The organism is Priestia sp. ABM2_011, assembly GCF_056158845.1.
On record NZ_JBSWUB010000001.1, the window covers coordinates 1,954,018 to 1,969,470 of the forward strand.

Here is a 15,453-nt window from a genome sequence, read left to right on the forward strand (position 1 = left end):
TAACCTTCCTTTCTCTCAACATCTTTTATTATATCTTCGATAAAAAAAAGGATATAATAGGTAATACTAAGAGAGGTATCATTTAAAATGATATCAGCGGAGGAATGGAAATTGGAAAGCCAAGACTTACGAATTTTTAAATGTGTGGCAGAAACAAAATCACTATCAAAAGCCGCCGAGGTATTAGGATATGTTCAACCGCATATCAGTCAGCGCATAAAAAAATTAGAGGAAGAGTTAGATACTAAATTACTGACACGCACAAATAGAGGAGTCACGTTAACGGATGAAGGGGAAGCTTTGTTTAACTATGCACAGCGTATTTTACTGTTAATGGAGGAAGCTAAAGCAGAAGTTAATCCGAATAAGTTTAGAACATCTTTAATCATTGGTGCGTCGCAGACGGTTTCTGCTAGTAAAGTTCCAGCTTTATTTTCGTCTTTTTTGAAAGAACATCGGGATATTGAAGTTAAAATCAAAACAGATAGAAAACAAGTCTTGCAAGAAATGCTTTCGTACGGGGAAATTGATGGACTTTTTCTTAGCGGTACCTATAACGGGGCTCAGTTTGAAAGAGTTTATCACTACGCAGAAAAGGTGGTACTCATCTCACCTACGTCTGAAGATATAGAAGAAAAAACCCCACCAATGCTGCTCATCAATAGTGATGTAAACTGCATCTATAGAAACAGACTAGTAGCGTTTTCAAAAGAACATCATACACATAAAGCCAACATGATGGAATTTGATTCATTAGAAGCGATTTTACAAGGTGTCCGCGATGGACTGGGGATGAGTGTAGTCCCGGCTAGCGTAGTAAATTCTCGTGGTGATATGAAAAGAATTGAATACGAAGAGCTTGCAGAAGACGTTCAAATTGATTTTATAGTAAAGAAAGGGAAGCAGCGCTCGCAAAGTCTTAAAAAGTTTATTCGTTTTTTAGAAAGCCTAGAGATTCTCTCTTGCCTTATCACTAAAAAGAACCCTTAATGCCTGAAATGCGCTTCAAGGGTTCTAGCTTTCTTATATTCCAAAGATTATGCAGCTAATTTTCTACATTCATCGGCGCATTTCAAGCAAGCCTCTGCACATTTTTGACAGTGGTCATGATCGTGTTTCTTACACTCGTTACCGCATTTTTCGCAAATTTCGGCGCAAACTCCCGCTAGTTCAGCAACGAAAGGCGTTCCTCTTTCTAAAGCTTGTTCCAAATATCCGCACATATCTGCACATTCTCGGTCAAAACGGATACAGTCCACCATCATCCCTACATTTTCTTCCTTTAGACAAGCATCAAAACATTGGTTGCAGGCACTCATACAGTCATGCAGCGTTTGAATAACAGTTTGATAATTTTCGTTAGACATTGTAAAATTCCTCCTTATTTTTCTTCTCTTTATTACATTAGACTATCGTTTAGTTTATTAAACCTAATAAAAGATAACAGCATTGTAAAAGTTATTAAGTAATGAGCAGTTTCTTTTTTTTACGTTTAGATATAGGGGTAGAGGGTATGTGATTGATACATAAATCTTAAAGGAGTGTAGCACATGAGCTGGCTAGAAATACTTTCTTATATAGCTATTACAATCGGAATTATTCAATTTTTAGTTATTACAATCGACGTGATCAGGCATCCGCAGATGATGTTTGTGATGAATATTGTGTGGCCTATTACGGGCCTATATTTTCCTGTGGCCGGGATATGGTTTTACTTTAAATTAGGCCGTAAAGATCGAAAGAAACACGATCACGCTCATGATTCCTCTGAACATATGCATCATAGCCATGAAGATCATCATGAACACCATCATAGTAAGAAGCCTTTTTGGCAAAGTGTTTTTGTATCTACGACCCACTGCAGCAGCGGGTGCTCGGTCGGAGATTTAATTGGCGCACCAATCGTATTTTTAACGGGATGGACGATTGCCGGAAGCGTACTTTTTGCAGATTACGTAGTGGAATTTATTCTTGCTTATATAGCGGGAATTGCTTTTCAATACTATGGTATGAGTATGAAAGATAACGGCTCAAAAGATGAGCTGAAAAATGCAGTAAAAGCAGATACGTGGTCGCTTATTGCGTTTGAAATAGGGATGTTCGGCTGGATGGCTTTATCACATTATGTCTTTTTTGCACAGGCACCCAAACCAGACAGCGTGGTCTTTTGGTTTATGATGCAAATCGCCATGATCATTGGCTTTTGTACAAGCTATCCAGCGAACTGGGTACTTGTTAAAAAAGGAGTAAAGCATGCGATGTAGATTTTATTTGGAGCTGCTGCCGTTGATATTCTATAGATTTAAACTTTAAGGATGGGGCAGAATAACATGAACTTCAAGTTTCGTAGAAGAAAGGAATTCATTCTAACTTAACAGGAGGAGATTGGATGTTTGATTACACGGTAAAAACCTCGAAAAGCCTAGAAGAAGCGATTAGTTCTCTAGAAGAAAACTTAAAAAGCGAAGGGTTCGGTGTTTTGTGGAATTTCGATTTAACTGCAAAGCTACAGGAAAAAGGGCAGGACTTTCATACACCGTTTACAGTATTAGAAGTGTGTAATCCGAAAGAAGCTCAGCGTGTTCTTTCGCAAAATCTTTTAGTAGGATATTTTCTCCCTTGTAAAATGGTTGTATATCAAGATGAAAGTGAAACAAAGATTGGCATGCCTAGGCCTACGGCTATGATTAATATGCTTCATAATGAAGAGCTCCAAACACTAGCAGAAGACATCGAAACAAGATTAATACGCTGCATTGATCAATCTGTATAAGTCCTGTGATTTCGAGAAAGAAAATAACAAAACAAAAAGATACCTTTACGTAAGGTATCTTTTTGTTTTCTAACTTTATTAGGGTATGAGGAGTGGAAACGAAATTTTTGATACATGAATAATTTGCTTTCAGATGCCTAATCTAAAAGCAGACTGTAATAAAAAGGATGATATTATGAATTTTATCTGGCAATCTGTAATCTTGATTTTAACGGGAATCTTATTGTTGAGAATAGCGGGAAGAAAATCGATTGCTCAAATGACGCTCGCTCAAACGGTCGTTATGATTTCCTTAGGTACCATCATTGTACAACCTATTGTTGAGAAAAGTATGCTAAAAGCCATTGGCGGGGCAGCAATTTTTGTTCTTGCTATTTTAGTTTTAGAGTACTTACAATTAAAGTTTAATGGATTTGAAAAATTTCTGACAGGTAAATCTAAAATCGTTATAAATAACGGTCAATTAGATACTAAGCAGCTTAAAAAATTACGTTTAACCGCCGATCAATTAGAAATGAGATTACGAAATGCAGGTATATCAAACATAAAAGATGTTAAAATCGCCACAATCGAACCAAATGGACAGTTAGGATACGAACTTCGAGAAGATGCAAAACCTTTGACTGTAGGGGACTTTAAACAGTTGATGGAATTATATATGTCATCTTTTTCTCAAACCAGCGTGCCTGCGCAAGATTTACATAACAAAGTGTCGTCTAAACCTTCTTCAAATATATTTGAAGAAATTAACCACCATTCTAAACCGAATCCTAAATACCTTCAGTGATATAGTCACTAAAAAAAGACGGCCTTTTTACCGAATAAAAGGACGTCTTTTTTACATGTGCTTTAGTTATCTAAGTAACGGTACAAAGTCGTCTTGCTTATACCTGTAGCTTCTGTAATTTGAGCAATCGTATAGTTTTTACTCCAGTACATGTCAAGTGCTCGGTGGACGTTATAGTCAGGTTTTTTTGGCCGGCCGCCGCTTTTTCCTTTTGATTTTGCTTCTTGAAGACCGGCTTTTGTGCGTTCACTGATCACGTCATGTTGAAATTCACCAATACATTTAATGGTACTGAAAAAGGTTTTTCCTTGTTCGGTGGATGTATCAACGTCATCCAAAATCGATACAAAGTGAACATGATTATCTGAAAGATATTCAATTAATTCAATAAGGTGCCGAGTAGAGTCTGCAATGCAGTAAAATTTATACACAACGACTGTATCGCCTGGCTGAAATGAAGCTACCATCTCATCGAATTCTACTCTTTTTTTTATGGAATTTGTTTTTTCATGATAAATTTTATCGCAATTAAAAGGCTGCAACGCCTGTAACTGTTTGTCCAAGTTTTCATCTTCGCTATATGGACGGGTATAACCAATAATCACTACACCATCTCCTGCATGGATTGTTTATTTATATTTACCTATTGTACCAAATTCCTTCCGCTCATAACATTTCTTTTCAGTATAGAAAGAAGTATAGTTCCAAAAAAGATCGTTTTTGGAACAAAAAGTGATAGACATTTTGGTTTAGGTCTGCTAGAGTTTTAGTTGTTAACAACGTCTCGGCTTCTATGAGAGTTGGAAGCCACTTATATAAAAAAAGCGAGGTGACAATATGGATAAAGACACCATCAAATTGATTCGGAAAAGCTACAATTTGAATCAGCGGAATTTCGCTGAAAGAGTAAACTGCAGTTTTTCACTCATTGCATTAGTGGAAGTTGGGAAGAGGAGGATTACAGAGGACTTAGAAAATAAAGTGAAAGAAGCGTTTGGATTAAATGAGGAAAAAATAAAGAAGCTGACTTCATCGTTTTAATAAACGTGTTTCATGTACGTAAATATAATACTTGAGGAAGATGGGATATGTTGGGCTGTTTTCACTCATTTTTTTATATATTAAAAGTACCATAAACGTTCCATTTAGGTGCTGTTTATTTTCTATTTTACTACTTTTATTGTCCAAAATCTAGAAAAGCGTACAGTAAACGTTTATGACTATAGAGAGAAAGGTGTTTTTGGTTATCATGTTCAATAAATTAAAAGTGGAGTGGTTTGGCAACGTGAAAGGAGATATTCTTTCAGGTATTGTCGTAGCACTTGCGCTCATCCCTGAAGCTATTGCTTTTTCCATTATTGCCGGAGTAGATCCGATGGTGGGCTTACACGCATCTTTTTGTATCGCCGTTGTGATGGCCTTTGTAGGAGGGCGTCCTGCGATGATTTCTGCAGCTACCGGCGCGATGGCCCTGCTGATGGTGACACTCGTAAAAGAGCATGGAATGGAGTATTTATGGGCAACGACTATTTTAACAGGTGTGATTCAACTTCTGTTTGGCATCTTTAGAATTGCTCGCTTTATGAAATTCATTCCGAGGTCCGTAATGGTAGGATTTGTGAATGCATTAGCGATTTTAATTTTTATGGCACAAGTTCCGCATTTTGTAGGAATCTCAACGATGACGTATGTGTTTGTTGCGTTAACTCTTGTTATTATTTACGTTTTACCGCGCTTTACAAAAGCAGTGCCTTCGCCATTAGTAGCGATTGTCGTCATGACAATTGTAGCTATTTTTGGAGGATTTAATTTGCGTACAGTAGGAGACTTAGGAGAAATTACAAAATCACTGCCGGTGTTTTCTATTCCTAACGTTCCTTGGAATATGGAAACACTGTCTATCATTTTTCCAACAGCGCTAGGATTATCTATTGTCGGATTAACGGAATCGCTGCTGACGGCATCGATTGTGGACGATATGACAGATACGTCTAGTAATAAAAACCAAGAAAGCAGAGGGCAAGGAATTGCGAATATCGTCGTTGGTTTCTTTGGCGGCATGGCCGGCTGTGCGATGATTGGTCAAACCGTTATCAATGTAAAATCAGGCGGACGCGGTCGTTTATCAACGTTTGTAGCGGGGATATTTCTCATGTTTCTCATCTTGGTGCTAGGGGACTGGGTTGTTAAAATCCCAATGGCTGCACTAGCCGGGGTCATGATTATGGTATCCATCGGAACATTCGACTGGTCTTCGCTTCGTACATTAACGAAAGTTCCTTTAACAGATACCGTTGTGATGCTTGTGACGGTAATTACGGTTGTAGCAACACATGATTTATCAAAAGGAGTTATTGCGGGTGTTATTTTAAGTGCAGTTTTCTTTGCTGCAAAAATTTCAAAGCTAGACGTATCAGCAAAGAAATCGGAAAATCGAACGGTCTATAAAGTAAAAGGTCAGCTGTTCTTTGCCTCCGTAGAAGACTTTGTTCATTCTTTTACGTTTACAGAAAAACAAGATCAAATTTTGATTGATTTTTCAGAAGCGCATATTTGGGATGACTCAGCCGTAGCGGCTATCGATAAAATTGTACTGAAGCTAAAAGAACAAACGTCTGCTGAGGTGAAGCTGACAGGTTTAAATGATGTAAGTGAAGAATTACTTCAAAGATTAGCGACTTACAACAAGCCAAATGCAAGAGCATCAGTTCATTAAGAGAGTGATAATTCCTAGGTTCAAATTCTATAGAATTTGAACCTTTTCTTTTGCGGTTAAATATGTCACCTTGTTTTCTTTACCAGTCTATATAGTTTTGGAAGACTAGAAAACCAAGCAGTATAAAGAAGGCAAAAACAAATAAGGCTTCGGCAGAATGTTGTCGTTCCGCTTTTTTTACGTTTATTTTTTCTCTATATTTCGATTGAATGTTTCTTCTTTTCGAATCCAGTTTCATATATAGACTCCTTAAACGATTTTATATAAATGATTTTACCATATTATTGAATATATGGTTTTTTAATCTGAGAAATCAAGATTATTGGAACAATGAATGAAGTTTGTAATTTGTATATTTCAATTTAGTACTATATGGTATTATTTTCTTTAGTTAGGAGGGTATTTGAAATGAGTGTTTCAAAAGAAAATAAGCCAATTGTATTAACAATTATTTTGCTGGCAGCTTCGTTTGTAGTGTTTTTTGCGAATCGGATATTCCCATCAAATTCAATTTTTCCAAGTAGAAGCGGTGATTTGACTATTCCGCTGTGGCTGTTTTTTGCGATAGATGTTGGCTTTATTGTGGCGTTAGTTTTAGGAGTTCGAACAAAGAAGCCAAGCGTCGTGTGGTTTAGCATTATCACAAACAGCATCTTTTTTGTGTTGCTTTCTGCTTTGATGTTTTTATTAGCGATTGCAAATGGAATTTCTGAGTCGTAAGCTGATTATCTCTATTTTAAGTGAATGAAAAGGATTTAGAGAGGTTGATAGATATGATGATAGGCGGTCCTTTACTGATTGCACTGCTGCCAGGTGTACTTATACTCATGTTAACTTGGCTGTTCAGAAAAATGAAATGGAACAAGGTCATTAGAATGCTTCCTTCAATGCTTACCGTTATGGCTGCCGCTGTGTTTTTTTATATTGGCTATGTAGAAGTAAGAGGGTTTGAAGGCGCTGGCTATTTGTTTTTATGCGTATGTTTACTTGTGTTTGCGACTGTTGCATTTATCATTGCCAAAAAACCTGTAGGATAATTTTTATAAACTTTATAAATTCTTTATAAATCCCTCCTATACTACGTGTAGGGGGGATTTAAGATGAAAAATATTATTTTAGAGGTAAAGAGCGTTTCGAAAAAAGTGAGACGTCGTCACTTAGTAAAAGAAGTATCGTTTCAAATTGGGGAAGGGGAAATATGCGGACTGCTAGGGCCAAACGGAGCTGGTAAAACAACGTTAATTCGTTTATTGACGGGGTTGATTAAACCAACTGGGGGAGAAGTTTTTATTACTAATAAACCTATTGTTTCACAAAGAAAAGAAGCACTGCAAAGCGTTGGTGCGATTGTAGAGTCACCCATCTTTTTTCCTTATATGACGGGAAAAGAAAACCTGGCAAACTTAGCTCGACTGCATCCATTTTCAACAAAGCAAGAAAGGCAGCAAAGAGTAAAAGAAGTGCTTGATATTGTGGGATTAACCGGCAGAGAAAATGATAAAGTTCGAACGTATTCTCTTGGGATGAAGCAAAGACTCGGTATTGCTCAAGCGCTCCTAGGCGACCCGGACTTATTAATACTAGATGAGCCAGCCAACGGCTTAGATCCAATGGGCGTACGTGAACTGCGCGAGCTGCTTTTTACCTTAAAACGTGACTATAACAAAACGATTTTAATCTCTAGTCATTTACTGGATGAATTACAGCGAGTATGTGATCAAATTGTGGTGATGAGAGAAGGAGAGCTAATGTGGGACGGCGCTTTAGATCAGTTAGCATCCGGTAAAAATCTTGAAGATGCGTTTGTAGAGCTGGTGTCGCAATGAAGGAGCTGTTAGTAGCGGAGTGGGAAAGACTTTGGAAACGAAAAGTGGCCTGGCTGACCTTTTTGTTAGTGCCGGTGGTGCTGTTAGTTGCTTCTTCTTATCTCCAAAAACAAAATGGAGCACTCACAGTCGATTTACCACAGTATACGTTTGCGGGAAACTTTCCTGTGCTGAGCTTAGCCGAAATGTTATTTACAGTTTTTAATGCCATGTTCTTAGTTTTTATTACGCTCGTGGTTACTGAAGAGTACCGGTCAGGACAGCTGCGAATGGTCATGATGCGATCGTATTCGTTTAAAGAAATCATCCTCGCAAAAGCCATAGCGCTTCTGCTGTTTAATTTACTGTTTTTTATCACGTATTTCTGTGTGAGCTATGCGATAGGCTTTCTAATGTTTGAACACCCGCAAAGCTACTTTGTATTTTATCACAGTCATACTTTTAACATAAAAGAAGCGCTAGTATATAATCTTGCATTCTATGGATATGCCTATTTAACGACGATTGCAATATGCTGTGTGCTGTTTTTTATCTCTGTTATCAGCAAAACGACTACTACGGCTGTTGGAATTGGGGTTGCTTTTATACTAATATCATTTTCGTATCCTACTTTATTAAGAGGGTTTAGGCAGTGGATGAGTGAAGAGCTCTTTGGACAGCTTTTCTTTACTTCCGTACCGATGATTCAATGGCAGGGCATTACAGTCATGATGGCAGAAAACCCGCAGTTTGTAGGGTGGAATGTCGGCGTTTTAGGTTTTTATATTTTATTTTTTGGCGGTTTAACGTATGTAGCTATTCGAAAAAAAGAATCGTTTCTATAAAAGGAGAGAAGACATGATGACAGGACTTTTTGTCAGTGAATTAGAGCGAACGTTTAAACGGAAAAAGACAGCAGTGGTACTAGGTGTGTACATAGGATTACTTGCTTTTAGTTGGTTCTTTTTCTTTCAAAGGGGAGGCATTTCATTTTTTGATGCGGCTCATGACGTAAAAATTGATTCTTTAAATTCAGCACCACTGCTTCTTCGAGACCTATCGTTTGTGATTACGTTTATTGTTATTCCTATGTTTGTGGCAGATAGTTTTAACGGCGAGTATACGTCGGGAGCGCTGCGCATGGTACTAATTCGACCGCACCATCGCGTGAAGCTGTTTTTTGTAAAGTGGACCGTTCAATGTTCACTAGTTTTTATTATTCTTTGTATTACGTGGGTAGTGGGGACATGTCTTGGAAGAATGGTTATGCCTCATGTAAATGAAACAACGTTTTTAGGAGGACAGACTCTAGGAACTATTGGAGCGTTACTATATTCGCTCAAATTTTACGGCATTTGTTTTTGTATCTTTATAGCGGTAATTAGCATCGGGAGTATCCTGAGTGTGCTTATGCCTAATTCCATTTTATCTTACGTCGCAACCATTGGTGCTTTAATTGGAAGCGTGTATGTGTCAGATAAACTAAGCTTCTTTTTCTCCGTAACCGATTCTGTTTTTCATGAATTAAGCAAGCCAAACTCTGAATTTTTAGTAAACCTATTATTTCCAATTTTGTTCATTAGCCTTATAATAAACCTATTCGTGTGGAAAAAGAAAGAATGGGTAGGGTGAGCTGGAGATGAACCAAACAATTTTACTAGTGGACGACGAAAAAGACATTATTTCCTTTATGAAAGATGCGCTGCAAGATGAAGGATATGAGGTGGTGTTTGCTTACGAAGGGCAAGAAGCGTTAACAAAGTTAAAAATAAATCCAGACTTAATTGTGCTGGATGTGATGATGCCAGGCATGGACGGCTTTGCGCTTTGTGAAATGATCCGAAAAAGCATATCATGCCCCATTATCTTTCTAAGTGCCAAACAAACGGAGCAGGACCGAGTAAAAGGACTATTAGTCGGTGGAGATGATTACTTAGTTAAGCCTTTTAGCATGAAAGAACTAAAAGCCCGCATTTATGCTCATCTGCGCCGAGAACAAAGAATTAGCAGTAACTCTTACAACAGGCTTCACTTTGGAGAGTTAACCATTGATTTAAACGGCTATCAAATTCTACATAACAATGAAGTGATTCCGTTTACTTCAAGAGAATTTGAGATGATTCATTTCCTTGCTCTTCATCCAGGTCAGGTTTTTACACGTGAGCAGCTGTATGAAAAAGTGTGGGGCTACGACGCGGAAGGAGATTCGTCTACGATTACAGAACACGTGAAAAAAATTAGAGCAAAACTATTAAAATATGACGAAACGCCTTACATCTCAACCGTTTGGGGAATTGGCTACAAATGGGTAAAATAAAAAAATGGATGAACCGAGCAACATTAAAAGCGCAGTTTGTGTTATCGTTTCATTTAATCTTACTGTACAGCCTGCTTGCGACGCTTTTAACGTGGGGAATTGTGATTGCAGTAAACTGGTTTCTTATGCCTGGAGCACTGAATCCAGCAAATTACTATGAAAAACAAATTCCTGATATTCTTCAGTTCGTCAAAGAAAAAGAAGATGCGCTTCTTTCTAAAGATGCTAAAAACCAAGTAGAATCGGTTATTCCGCTAGAAGGAATGGATTATCAAATTATAAATAAAAAAGGGCAAATCGTGTATGGATCCATGTCCACTTCATACATAAAAAATAAACGTGATCTTTACTCTCAGGTCAATACCAATATCCGCTCAGGTAAATATATTATAAAAGTTTATCCGCTTTTTAATTCAAAAGAAGAAGTAAACGGGGCGATTGCGCTACGGTATCAATTAAATATGGCCTCTGCTAATCCAAATATTAAATGGATTGTTGCGCTTGTTACATTTGTATCGCTAGCTAGTCCGTTTCTTTATTTTTACTTGTTTGCTTATTTGTTTGGAAGACGATTTAGTAAAAAAATTGAACGGCCTTTTAACGAGCTGATGACCGCAGCCAAAAACATTCAGCATAATAATTTGGATTTTTCGCTGTCCCTGACTCAAGACGCCAAAGAATTAAGTCAGCTGCTTCATGCCTTTGAAGAAATGCGAAAAGAATTAAAGCAATCGTTAGCTAAACAGTGGCAGCTAGAAGAAGACCGCAAAGATATGACGGCCGCGATTGCGCATGATTTACGAACGCCTCTTACGATTATTCATGGCCATACGGAAATTTTAGTAGAAGGAAGCAAAAGAGATCCAGAGAGGCTCGATAGATATTTACATACGATCTACACAAATACACAGCGTTCGATTCAGCTATTAAATCAGCTGCAAGAAGTATCTGTGATCGAAAATCCGGGCTTTACCGTAAAGAGAGAGCCAATCGATATAATCTCATTTGTTCATGAGAAAACAGACGAGTTTCAGCTTTTATGTCAAAAAAAAGAGATTGCCTTTTTACCTTCGGTTAGTGAAACAGAAGCATCAAGTCAATTTTACGGAGATCCTCAGCGCATTTCTCAAGTATTAGATAATATTATTACAAACTGTATTCGCTACACGCCTGAACGAGGGGAAATAGGGTGGAATACCGTCATTCATCACGGCGAAGTGATTTTTGAAATACATGATACGGGTCCCGGCTTTGCGTTATCGAACAAAGAGCAGGTGTTTAAAAAGTTTTACAGAGAAGATGCGTCAAGAACAAGCGGCCACGGAAACTTAGGGTTAGGTCTTTATATTGCTCATTCCATTGTGAAAAACCACGGAGGAAGCATCACGGTCGATAATAAAGAGACGGGAGGGGCATTATTTAAGATTGTTCTTCCGATAAGGAAAGAGTAAATGCGTAAAAAAAGAACCCTCAAAAAAGAGAGTTCCAAAAAGGGTAAGTAAGAAAGAAATGTACATGTTCCTTTGGGGGACTGCATCTGTACAGTAAAATTTATACCCGGTATGCACTTGTTAAAACGTTGAAAAATAAACCAATCATGTAAAAAATAGATGAAATTAGCTTTTAGCATTTAAAAAAAGACTGCAAAACGGCGGTATACCGTATTCTGCAGTCTTTCTCTCGTTTATTTGCTTAAAAACTCTCTCATAAATTCATTCACCTTTTCTGGCTGCTCATGTTGAGGAGCATGTCCTACACCATCTAAGCGGTGAATCGTTACGTTTGGAACGTACTCTTCAATTCCATCTAAATTACTATTTTCAAACGCTTCGTCCGCATTTCCCCATACAATTAAAGTTGGAGATTCGAATACTTTATGCGGCAGTGCTACAGGTTTATGAACGCGCTCTTCAAACGGATAAAGGGAAGACGCACGGTAGTAGTTAAGCATGGATTTCATTGCATTCGGCTGGTTCCACGCCTCTACGTATTTAGCTTCTTCTTCTTTTGTTAAATAGCCTTTTTTGATGCCAGGCTCCGTCAGCATGTTTCTTAATTTTTCACTATGATTCGCGAGTAGCTCATCCTGAGAGTTTGGCTGTTGGAAAAAGCTCATATAGCTGCTTGCTTCTCGTTGAGCAGGATTTTCAGCAAGCTCTCTTATAAATGTGTAAGGGTGCGGTGCATCAAACATCACTAACTTTTTGACATACTGCGGATATGTATAAGCAAATGCCCATGCTACAGCGCCGCCCCAATCATGCGCCACTAGCACACACTCTTTTTCACCAAATGCTTCAATTAGTTGCTTTACATCTTCCATTAGAATGGGCATGCTGTAAGAAGAAATTTCTTCTGGCTTATCTGATAAGTTATAGCCTCGCATATCTACAGCTACCACGCGATAATCTTTCGAAAACTCTTCTAACTGATGGTGCCATGTATACCAAAAGTAAGGGAATCCGTGTAGAAACAGCATAAGCTCGCCTTCACCTTTTGTTACATAATGAAGATTTACATCATTTACTTTTACATAACCGTCTTTAAACATCTTACTCATCCTTTCGCTTTTAACCTTTATTATAGAAAAACTTTACTCTTTATTAGTTGATGTATCAAACAATAAGGTTTCCTGACGCGGTAAATGAGCTATAAAGCTCTCTTAAAACCCTTATTTTGGTTATTATTTGTGAAATATAACCTTGATATAACTAGGATGTACGCGATGCTTTATCTGGCTCATGAGAAGAAAATATTTATAGAACGCTAGAAATAAAGAAATCGCGTTTGTAATGAATACAGCAAAAAGGCTCTCTAAAAGTACTTTATAGAGAGCCTTTTTTTAAAAATCACCGGCCTTGGCAATTCCTAAATTAGATTCAAAGTCAGTAATGTACACACAGGCATTTGTATATTTATCATAGGAATTATAGCGAAAGTTTCTGCTTATATTATAATCTCCACTTATAGGTTTATAGGATTGAATCGATTTAATTTGATCGTTAAGAGACAAATCAAAATTATGAGTGGCTTTTTTTAATTGTTCGAGCTGGAGCTTTGTATAACTGTCGCGATGCTTTTGGATTTCGTCTTGCATGAGCTCTATTTTATATTTAGATGCGGTGTTGATATGACTAATCGCAGGCCCCATATCTTTTTTTATTTGTGCTTCGGAAGAATGAAAGTGTTTATCATCAAATGAGTCTAACACGTTACTGCTTTCTTCCGAAGTTTTTGTTGCATCTATAACGTCATGCATATTGTTCATGAGCGTAACTTCATAGATCGTCTTGCTTGAATTGAATTTTTTATAGGATGTTACATACTCTTTTTCTGTTAAAGTATCTACGTCTTTTGCTAAGTGGGCTATGCTTTTTTTTAGCTCGCTATCACTTTGTGTTTCTACTTTTGACGTACTATTAATAGACGCAGACAGCAGGTTAAAATCGTTTTTATAGCTTTGAAACGTTTTATCTTCTACCTTTCCGTCTTTATTGATTAAGCGTTCGGACTCGTTTTGGAGAAATTTCAGCTCTATGGCCAGCTCTTTTCTTGCTTCGCTTTCATCTATGCTTTCATTGTTTGAACGTGCGTGACTGCACCCCATTAATCCAAGCGCCAAAGCGATTGTAAGGGTACCTGTTGTTATCTTGCTTATGTTCCTCATGTTGAAACTCCATTTCTGTTTGTTTATTACTTACTTATAAAGACTATATCATATAAATGGAATATTTATCTTTATATACTATTAAATGTTACATTTTGTATAGGTAAACTTAAAAAAGTATTATAATGGAATTTATAAAAATAGTACTAAAAGAAGATAAAGGTAATAGAAAAATTAATTATGCATTTATACTTTTTTACTATTAATATGACGTCTAAAGGAGGAAATCAATATGAGTGGAATTGCTAAAACCCCCGAACCGCCTTATTATGCCGTTATTTTTGCTTCTGAAAGAACGGAAGGTGAGAAGGGTTATGGACTAATGGCAGATAAAATGGTGGAGCTTGCATCTAAACAAAAAGGCTTTTTAGGAATAGAAAGTGCCAGAGATCAAGATTTAGGCATTACCGTTTCATACTGGGATTCCTTAGAATCAATCAAAATGTGGAAAGAACATTCAGCTCACCGCGCAGCGCAGCACAAAGGAAAAAAAGAATGGTACCAAACGTTTTCGCTTAGAGTGTGTAAAGTGGAAAGACATAGTTTTTTTGAGATGTAGGACGTATATGATTGATTGTTTTAAAAAAGGGGAGAAGCCGTTATGTTTTATGGCGTTATAGGATTTATAGCAGTTTTTATTACTTTGTGTTCATTAGAAGCAAAGCTAAAAACAATCGTTAAGCAAAATGATAGAATCATTGATTTACTTGAGAAACAGAATAGAGAGTAAGAAAACGCTAATGAACTCACCGTTTATAATATCATCTCCTGAGTTTAGTTAAGGGAGATGTTTTATTTTAAGAGTGCATAAAAAAAACCTCAGTAGGAGGTCTAGTTATTACTTTTAAAAGCACTTATAACAAGCTCATTTACTGTCGGATGTCATCTAGAGGCTAATTATAAAGTGAGGTTATATTTATCGTTTCACCAGAAAATATGAGCTCAATTTCTTTATTTCTTACTTGTGAGCTTTCATTTAATCACCGTATTTTTTTCTGTAGGTAAGAAACGTTATTAAATATATAACTGAAATCATCGTTAGAAATATTAGCGGCGAAATGCCAATGCCATCATAAGAACTTTTCCCTTGAAAAGTCCGGTAAATGGACTCTATAACTTCTAAAATCAGCATACCTATAACTACCACAAATGCGTATGATTGAGCCTTCGTACTGATAAACTTCTTTCTTTCATCACCTTTTCGAGAAGATGATGAAACAAAAATCAAAATTCCGCAAACTAACAGGATGAATGAATACACAATTTTAACCCAATCCATTCTTACTCCTCCTTACAATAAATGTAAAACTCTTTTTGCATTGTAAATTATTTGTATAGAAGAATTGGTAAATAAAAAATGATTTTATAACACAATGTCACGCTACAAA

General features: G+C 37.1%; 20 protein-coding genes. 15 read left to right on the forward strand and 5 right to left on the reverse strand.

What is annotated here, in order from left to right:
* Positions 1-111 precede the first annotated feature (111 nt).
* Entirely contained in the window at positions 112-990 is an 879-nt protein-coding gene (locus tag ACXAE4_RS10425; protein ID WP_289578139.1) for a LysR family transcriptional regulator, read from the forward strand.
* Positions 991-1,037: 47 nt separating this feature from the next.
* Here the strand turns inward: ACXAE4_RS10425 and ACXAE4_RS10430 are convergent, their stop codons facing one another.
* Complete coding sequence (locus tag ACXAE4_RS10430) at positions 1,038-1,367, reverse strand: four-helix bundle copper-binding protein (protein WP_098113660.1); 330 nt, start codon at positions 1,365-1,367, stop codon at positions 1,038-1,040.
* A gap of 183 nt (positions 1,368-1,550) precedes the next feature.
* On the opposite strand from ACXAE4_RS10430, the gene ACXAE4_RS10435 reads away from it, so the two are divergent.
* From ACXAE4_RS10435 to ACXAE4_RS10445, 3 genes are all read left to right on the forward strand, one after another.
* Entirely contained in the window at positions 1,551-2,264 is a 714-nt protein-coding gene (locus ACXAE4_RS10435) for a DUF4396 domain-containing protein (protein ID WP_098113661.1), read from the forward strand.
* Between the two features lie 125 nt (positions 2,265-2,389).
* On the forward strand, positions 2,390-2,773 hold the full coding sequence (locus tag ACXAE4_RS10440) for a DUF302 domain-containing protein (RefSeq protein WP_028414671.1): 384 nt from the start codon (positions 2,390-2,392) through the stop codon (positions 2,771-2,773).
* 175 nt (positions 2,774-2,948) lie between these two features.
* Complete coding sequence (locus tag ACXAE4_RS10445; RefSeq protein ID WP_028414670.1) at positions 2,949-3,560, forward strand: DUF421 domain-containing protein; 612 nt, start codon at positions 2,949-2,951, stop codon at positions 3,558-3,560.
* A 62-nt stretch (positions 3,561-3,622) separates the two neighbouring features.
* Here ACXAE4_RS10445 and ACXAE4_RS10450 read toward each other — a convergent pair whose 3' ends face one another.
* A complete protein-coding gene (locus tag ACXAE4_RS10450) occupies positions 3,623-4,165 on the reverse strand; it encodes a recombinase family protein (protein WP_475235976.1) in 543 nt (180 codons plus the stop codon).
* 232 nt (positions 4,166-4,397) lie between these two features.
* Here ACXAE4_RS10450 and ACXAE4_RS10455 point away from each other — a divergent pair, with 232 nt between their 5' ends.
* The 9 genes from ACXAE4_RS10455 to ACXAE4_RS10495 all read left to right on the forward strand — a co-directional run bounded on the left by ACXAE4_RS10455 (position 4,398) and on the right by ACXAE4_RS10495 (position 11,849).
* Positions 4,398-4,601: a helix-turn-helix domain-containing protein gene (locus ACXAE4_RS10455; RefSeq protein WP_028414668.1), complete on the forward strand. Its 204-nt coding sequence runs from the start codon at positions 4,398-4,400 to the stop codon at positions 4,599-4,601.
* Positions 4,602-4,809: 208 nt separating this feature from the next.
* Positions 4,810-6,276, forward strand: coding sequence for a SulP family inorganic anion transporter (locus ACXAE4_RS10460; protein ID WP_289578137.1), 1,467 nt, complete (start codon positions 4,810-4,812; stop codon positions 6,274-6,276).
* 408 nt (positions 6,277-6,684) lie between these two features.
* Positions 6,685-6,996, forward strand: coding sequence for a hypothetical protein (locus ACXAE4_RS10465; protein WP_289578135.1), 312 nt, complete (start codon positions 6,685-6,687; stop codon positions 6,994-6,996).
* A 53-nt stretch (positions 6,997-7,049) separates the two neighbouring features.
* Positions 7,050-7,313: a YesK family protein gene (locus tag ACXAE4_RS10470; protein WP_098113665.1), complete on the forward strand. Its 264-nt coding sequence runs from the start codon at positions 7,050-7,052 to the stop codon at positions 7,311-7,313.
* Between the two features lie 63 nt (positions 7,314-7,376).
* Entirely contained in the window at positions 7,377-8,102 is a 726-nt protein-coding gene (locus ACXAE4_RS10475) for an ABC transporter ATP-binding protein (RefSeq protein WP_028414664.1), read from the forward strand.
* Entirely contained in the window at positions 8,099-8,926 is an 828-nt protein-coding gene (locus tag ACXAE4_RS10480) for an ABC transporter permease (RefSeq protein WP_098113666.1), read from the forward strand. Before ACXAE4_RS10475 ends, ACXAE4_RS10480 begins: the two co-directional genes overlap by 4 nt.
* A gap of 13 nt (positions 8,927-8,939) precedes the next feature.
* Positions 8,940-9,713, forward strand: a complete 774-nt coding sequence (locus ACXAE4_RS10485) for an ABC transporter permease (RefSeq protein WP_475235980.1) — start codon at positions 8,940-8,942, stop codon at positions 9,711-9,713.
* 7 nt (positions 9,714-9,720) lie between these two features.
* Positions 9,721-10,398 (forward strand): response regulator transcription factor, encoded by a 678-nt coding sequence (locus tag ACXAE4_RS10490; protein ID WP_028414661.1) that lies wholly within the window; start codon positions 9,721-9,723, stop codon positions 10,396-10,398.
* Positions 10,386-11,849 (forward strand): sensor histidine kinase, encoded by a 1,464-nt coding sequence (locus ACXAE4_RS10495; protein WP_289578130.1) that lies wholly within the window; start codon positions 10,386-10,388, stop codon positions 11,847-11,849. Before ACXAE4_RS10490 ends, ACXAE4_RS10495 begins: the two co-directional genes overlap by 13 nt.
* A 233-nt stretch (positions 11,850-12,082) precedes the next feature.
* On the opposite strand, the gene ACXAE4_RS10500 is transcribed toward ACXAE4_RS10495, so the two are convergent.
* Together ACXAE4_RS10500 and ACXAE4_RS10505 are read right to left on the reverse strand one after the other, a co-directional pair.
* On the reverse strand, positions 12,083-12,949 hold the full coding sequence (locus ACXAE4_RS10500) for an alpha/beta fold hydrolase (RefSeq protein ID WP_289578129.1): 867 nt from the start codon (positions 12,947-12,949) through the stop codon (positions 12,083-12,085).
* Positions 12,950-13,240: 291 nt separating this feature from the next.
* Complete coding sequence (locus tag ACXAE4_RS10505) at positions 13,241-14,065, reverse strand: hypothetical protein (RefSeq protein ID WP_289578127.1); 825 nt, start codon at positions 14,063-14,065, stop codon at positions 13,241-13,243.
* A 232-nt stretch (positions 14,066-14,297) separates the two neighbouring features.
* Between ACXAE4_RS10505 and ACXAE4_RS10510 the strand changes: the two genes are divergently transcribed.
* Together ACXAE4_RS10510 and ACXAE4_RS10515 are read left to right on the forward strand one after the other, a co-directional pair.
* Entirely contained in the window at positions 14,298-14,624 is a 327-nt protein-coding gene (locus ACXAE4_RS10510; RefSeq protein ID WP_289578123.1) for an antibiotic biosynthesis monooxygenase family protein, read from the forward strand.
* A 42-nt stretch (positions 14,625-14,666) separates the two neighbouring features.
* Positions 14,667-14,795 carry a hypothetical protein gene (locus ACXAE4_RS10515; protein ID WP_255256928.1) on the forward strand — a complete coding sequence of 43 codons (129 nt, stop codon included), beginning with the start codon at positions 14,667-14,669 and terminating at the stop codon, positions 14,793-14,795.
* Positions 14,796-15,041: 246 nt separating this feature from the next.
* Here ACXAE4_RS10515 and ACXAE4_RS10520 read toward each other — a convergent pair whose 3' ends face one another.
* Positions 15,042-15,344 (reverse strand): hypothetical protein, encoded by a 303-nt coding sequence (locus tag ACXAE4_RS10520; protein WP_028414656.1) that lies wholly within the window; start codon positions 15,342-15,344, stop codon positions 15,042-15,044.
* Positions 15,345-15,453: the final 109 nt, after the last annotated feature.

Coding starts and splice junctions, on each gene's coding strand:
- ACXAE4_RS10430 (WP_098113660.1), bottom strand. CDS start 1,367: ATGTCTAACGAAAATTATCAAACTGTTATTCAAACGCTGCATGACTGT.
- ACXAE4_RS10435 (WP_098113661.1), top strand. CDS start 1,551: ATGAGCTGGCTAGAAATACTTTCTTATATAGCTATTACAATCGGAATT.
- ACXAE4_RS10440 (WP_028414671.1), top strand. CDS start 2,390: ATGTTTGATTACACGGTAAAAACCTCGAAAAGCCTAGAAGAAGCGATT.
- ACXAE4_RS10445 (WP_028414670.1), top strand. CDS start 2,949: ATGAATTTTATCTGGCAATCTGTAATCTTGATTTTAACGGGAATCTTA.
- ACXAE4_RS10455 (WP_028414668.1), top strand. CDS start 4,398: ATGGATAAAGACACCATCAAATTGATTCGGAAAAGCTACAATTTGAAT.
- ACXAE4_RS10460 (WP_289578137.1), top strand. CDS start 4,810: ATGTTCAATAAATTAAAAGTGGAGTGGTTTGGCAACGTGAAAGGAGAT.
- ACXAE4_RS10465 (WP_289578135.1), top strand. CDS start 6,685: ATGAGTGTTTCAAAAGAAAATAAGCCAATTGTATTAACAATTATTTTG.
- ACXAE4_RS10470 (WP_098113665.1), top strand. CDS start 7,050: ATGATGATAGGCGGTCCTTTACTGATTGCACTGCTGCCAGGTGTACTT.
- ACXAE4_RS10475 (WP_028414664.1), top strand. CDS start 7,377: ATGAAAAATATTATTTTAGAGGTAAAGAGCGTTTCGAAAAAAGTGAGA.
- ACXAE4_RS10480 (WP_098113666.1), top strand. CDS start 8,099: ATGAAGGAGCTGTTAGTAGCGGAGTGGGAAAGACTTTGGAAACGAAAA.
- ACXAE4_RS10485 (WP_475235980.1), top strand. CDS start 8,940: ATGATGACAGGACTTTTTGTCAGTGAATTAGAGCGAACGTTTAAACGG.
- ACXAE4_RS10490 (WP_028414661.1), top strand. CDS start 9,721: ATGAACCAAACAATTTTACTAGTGGACGACGAAAAAGACATTATTTCC.
- ACXAE4_RS10495 (WP_289578130.1), top strand. CDS start 10,386: ATGGGTAAAATAAAAAAATGGATGAACCGAGCAACATTAAAAGCGCAG.
- ACXAE4_RS10500 (WP_289578129.1), bottom strand. CDS start 12,949: ATGTTTAAAGACGGTTATGTAAAAGTAAATGATGTAAATCTTCATTAT.
- ACXAE4_RS10505 (WP_289578127.1), bottom strand. CDS start 14,065: ATGAGGAACATAAGCAAGATAACAACAGGTACCCTTACAATCGCTTTG.
- ACXAE4_RS10510 (WP_289578123.1), top strand. CDS start 14,298: ATGAGTGGAATTGCTAAAACCCCCGAACCGCCTTATTATGCCGTTATT.
- ACXAE4_RS10515 (WP_255256928.1), top strand. CDS start 14,667: ATGTTTTATGGCGTTATAGGATTTATAGCAGTTTTTATTACTTTGTGT.
- ACXAE4_RS10520 (WP_028414656.1), bottom strand. CDS start 15,344: ATGGATTGGGTTAAAATTGTGTATTCATTCATCCTGTTAGTTTGCGGA.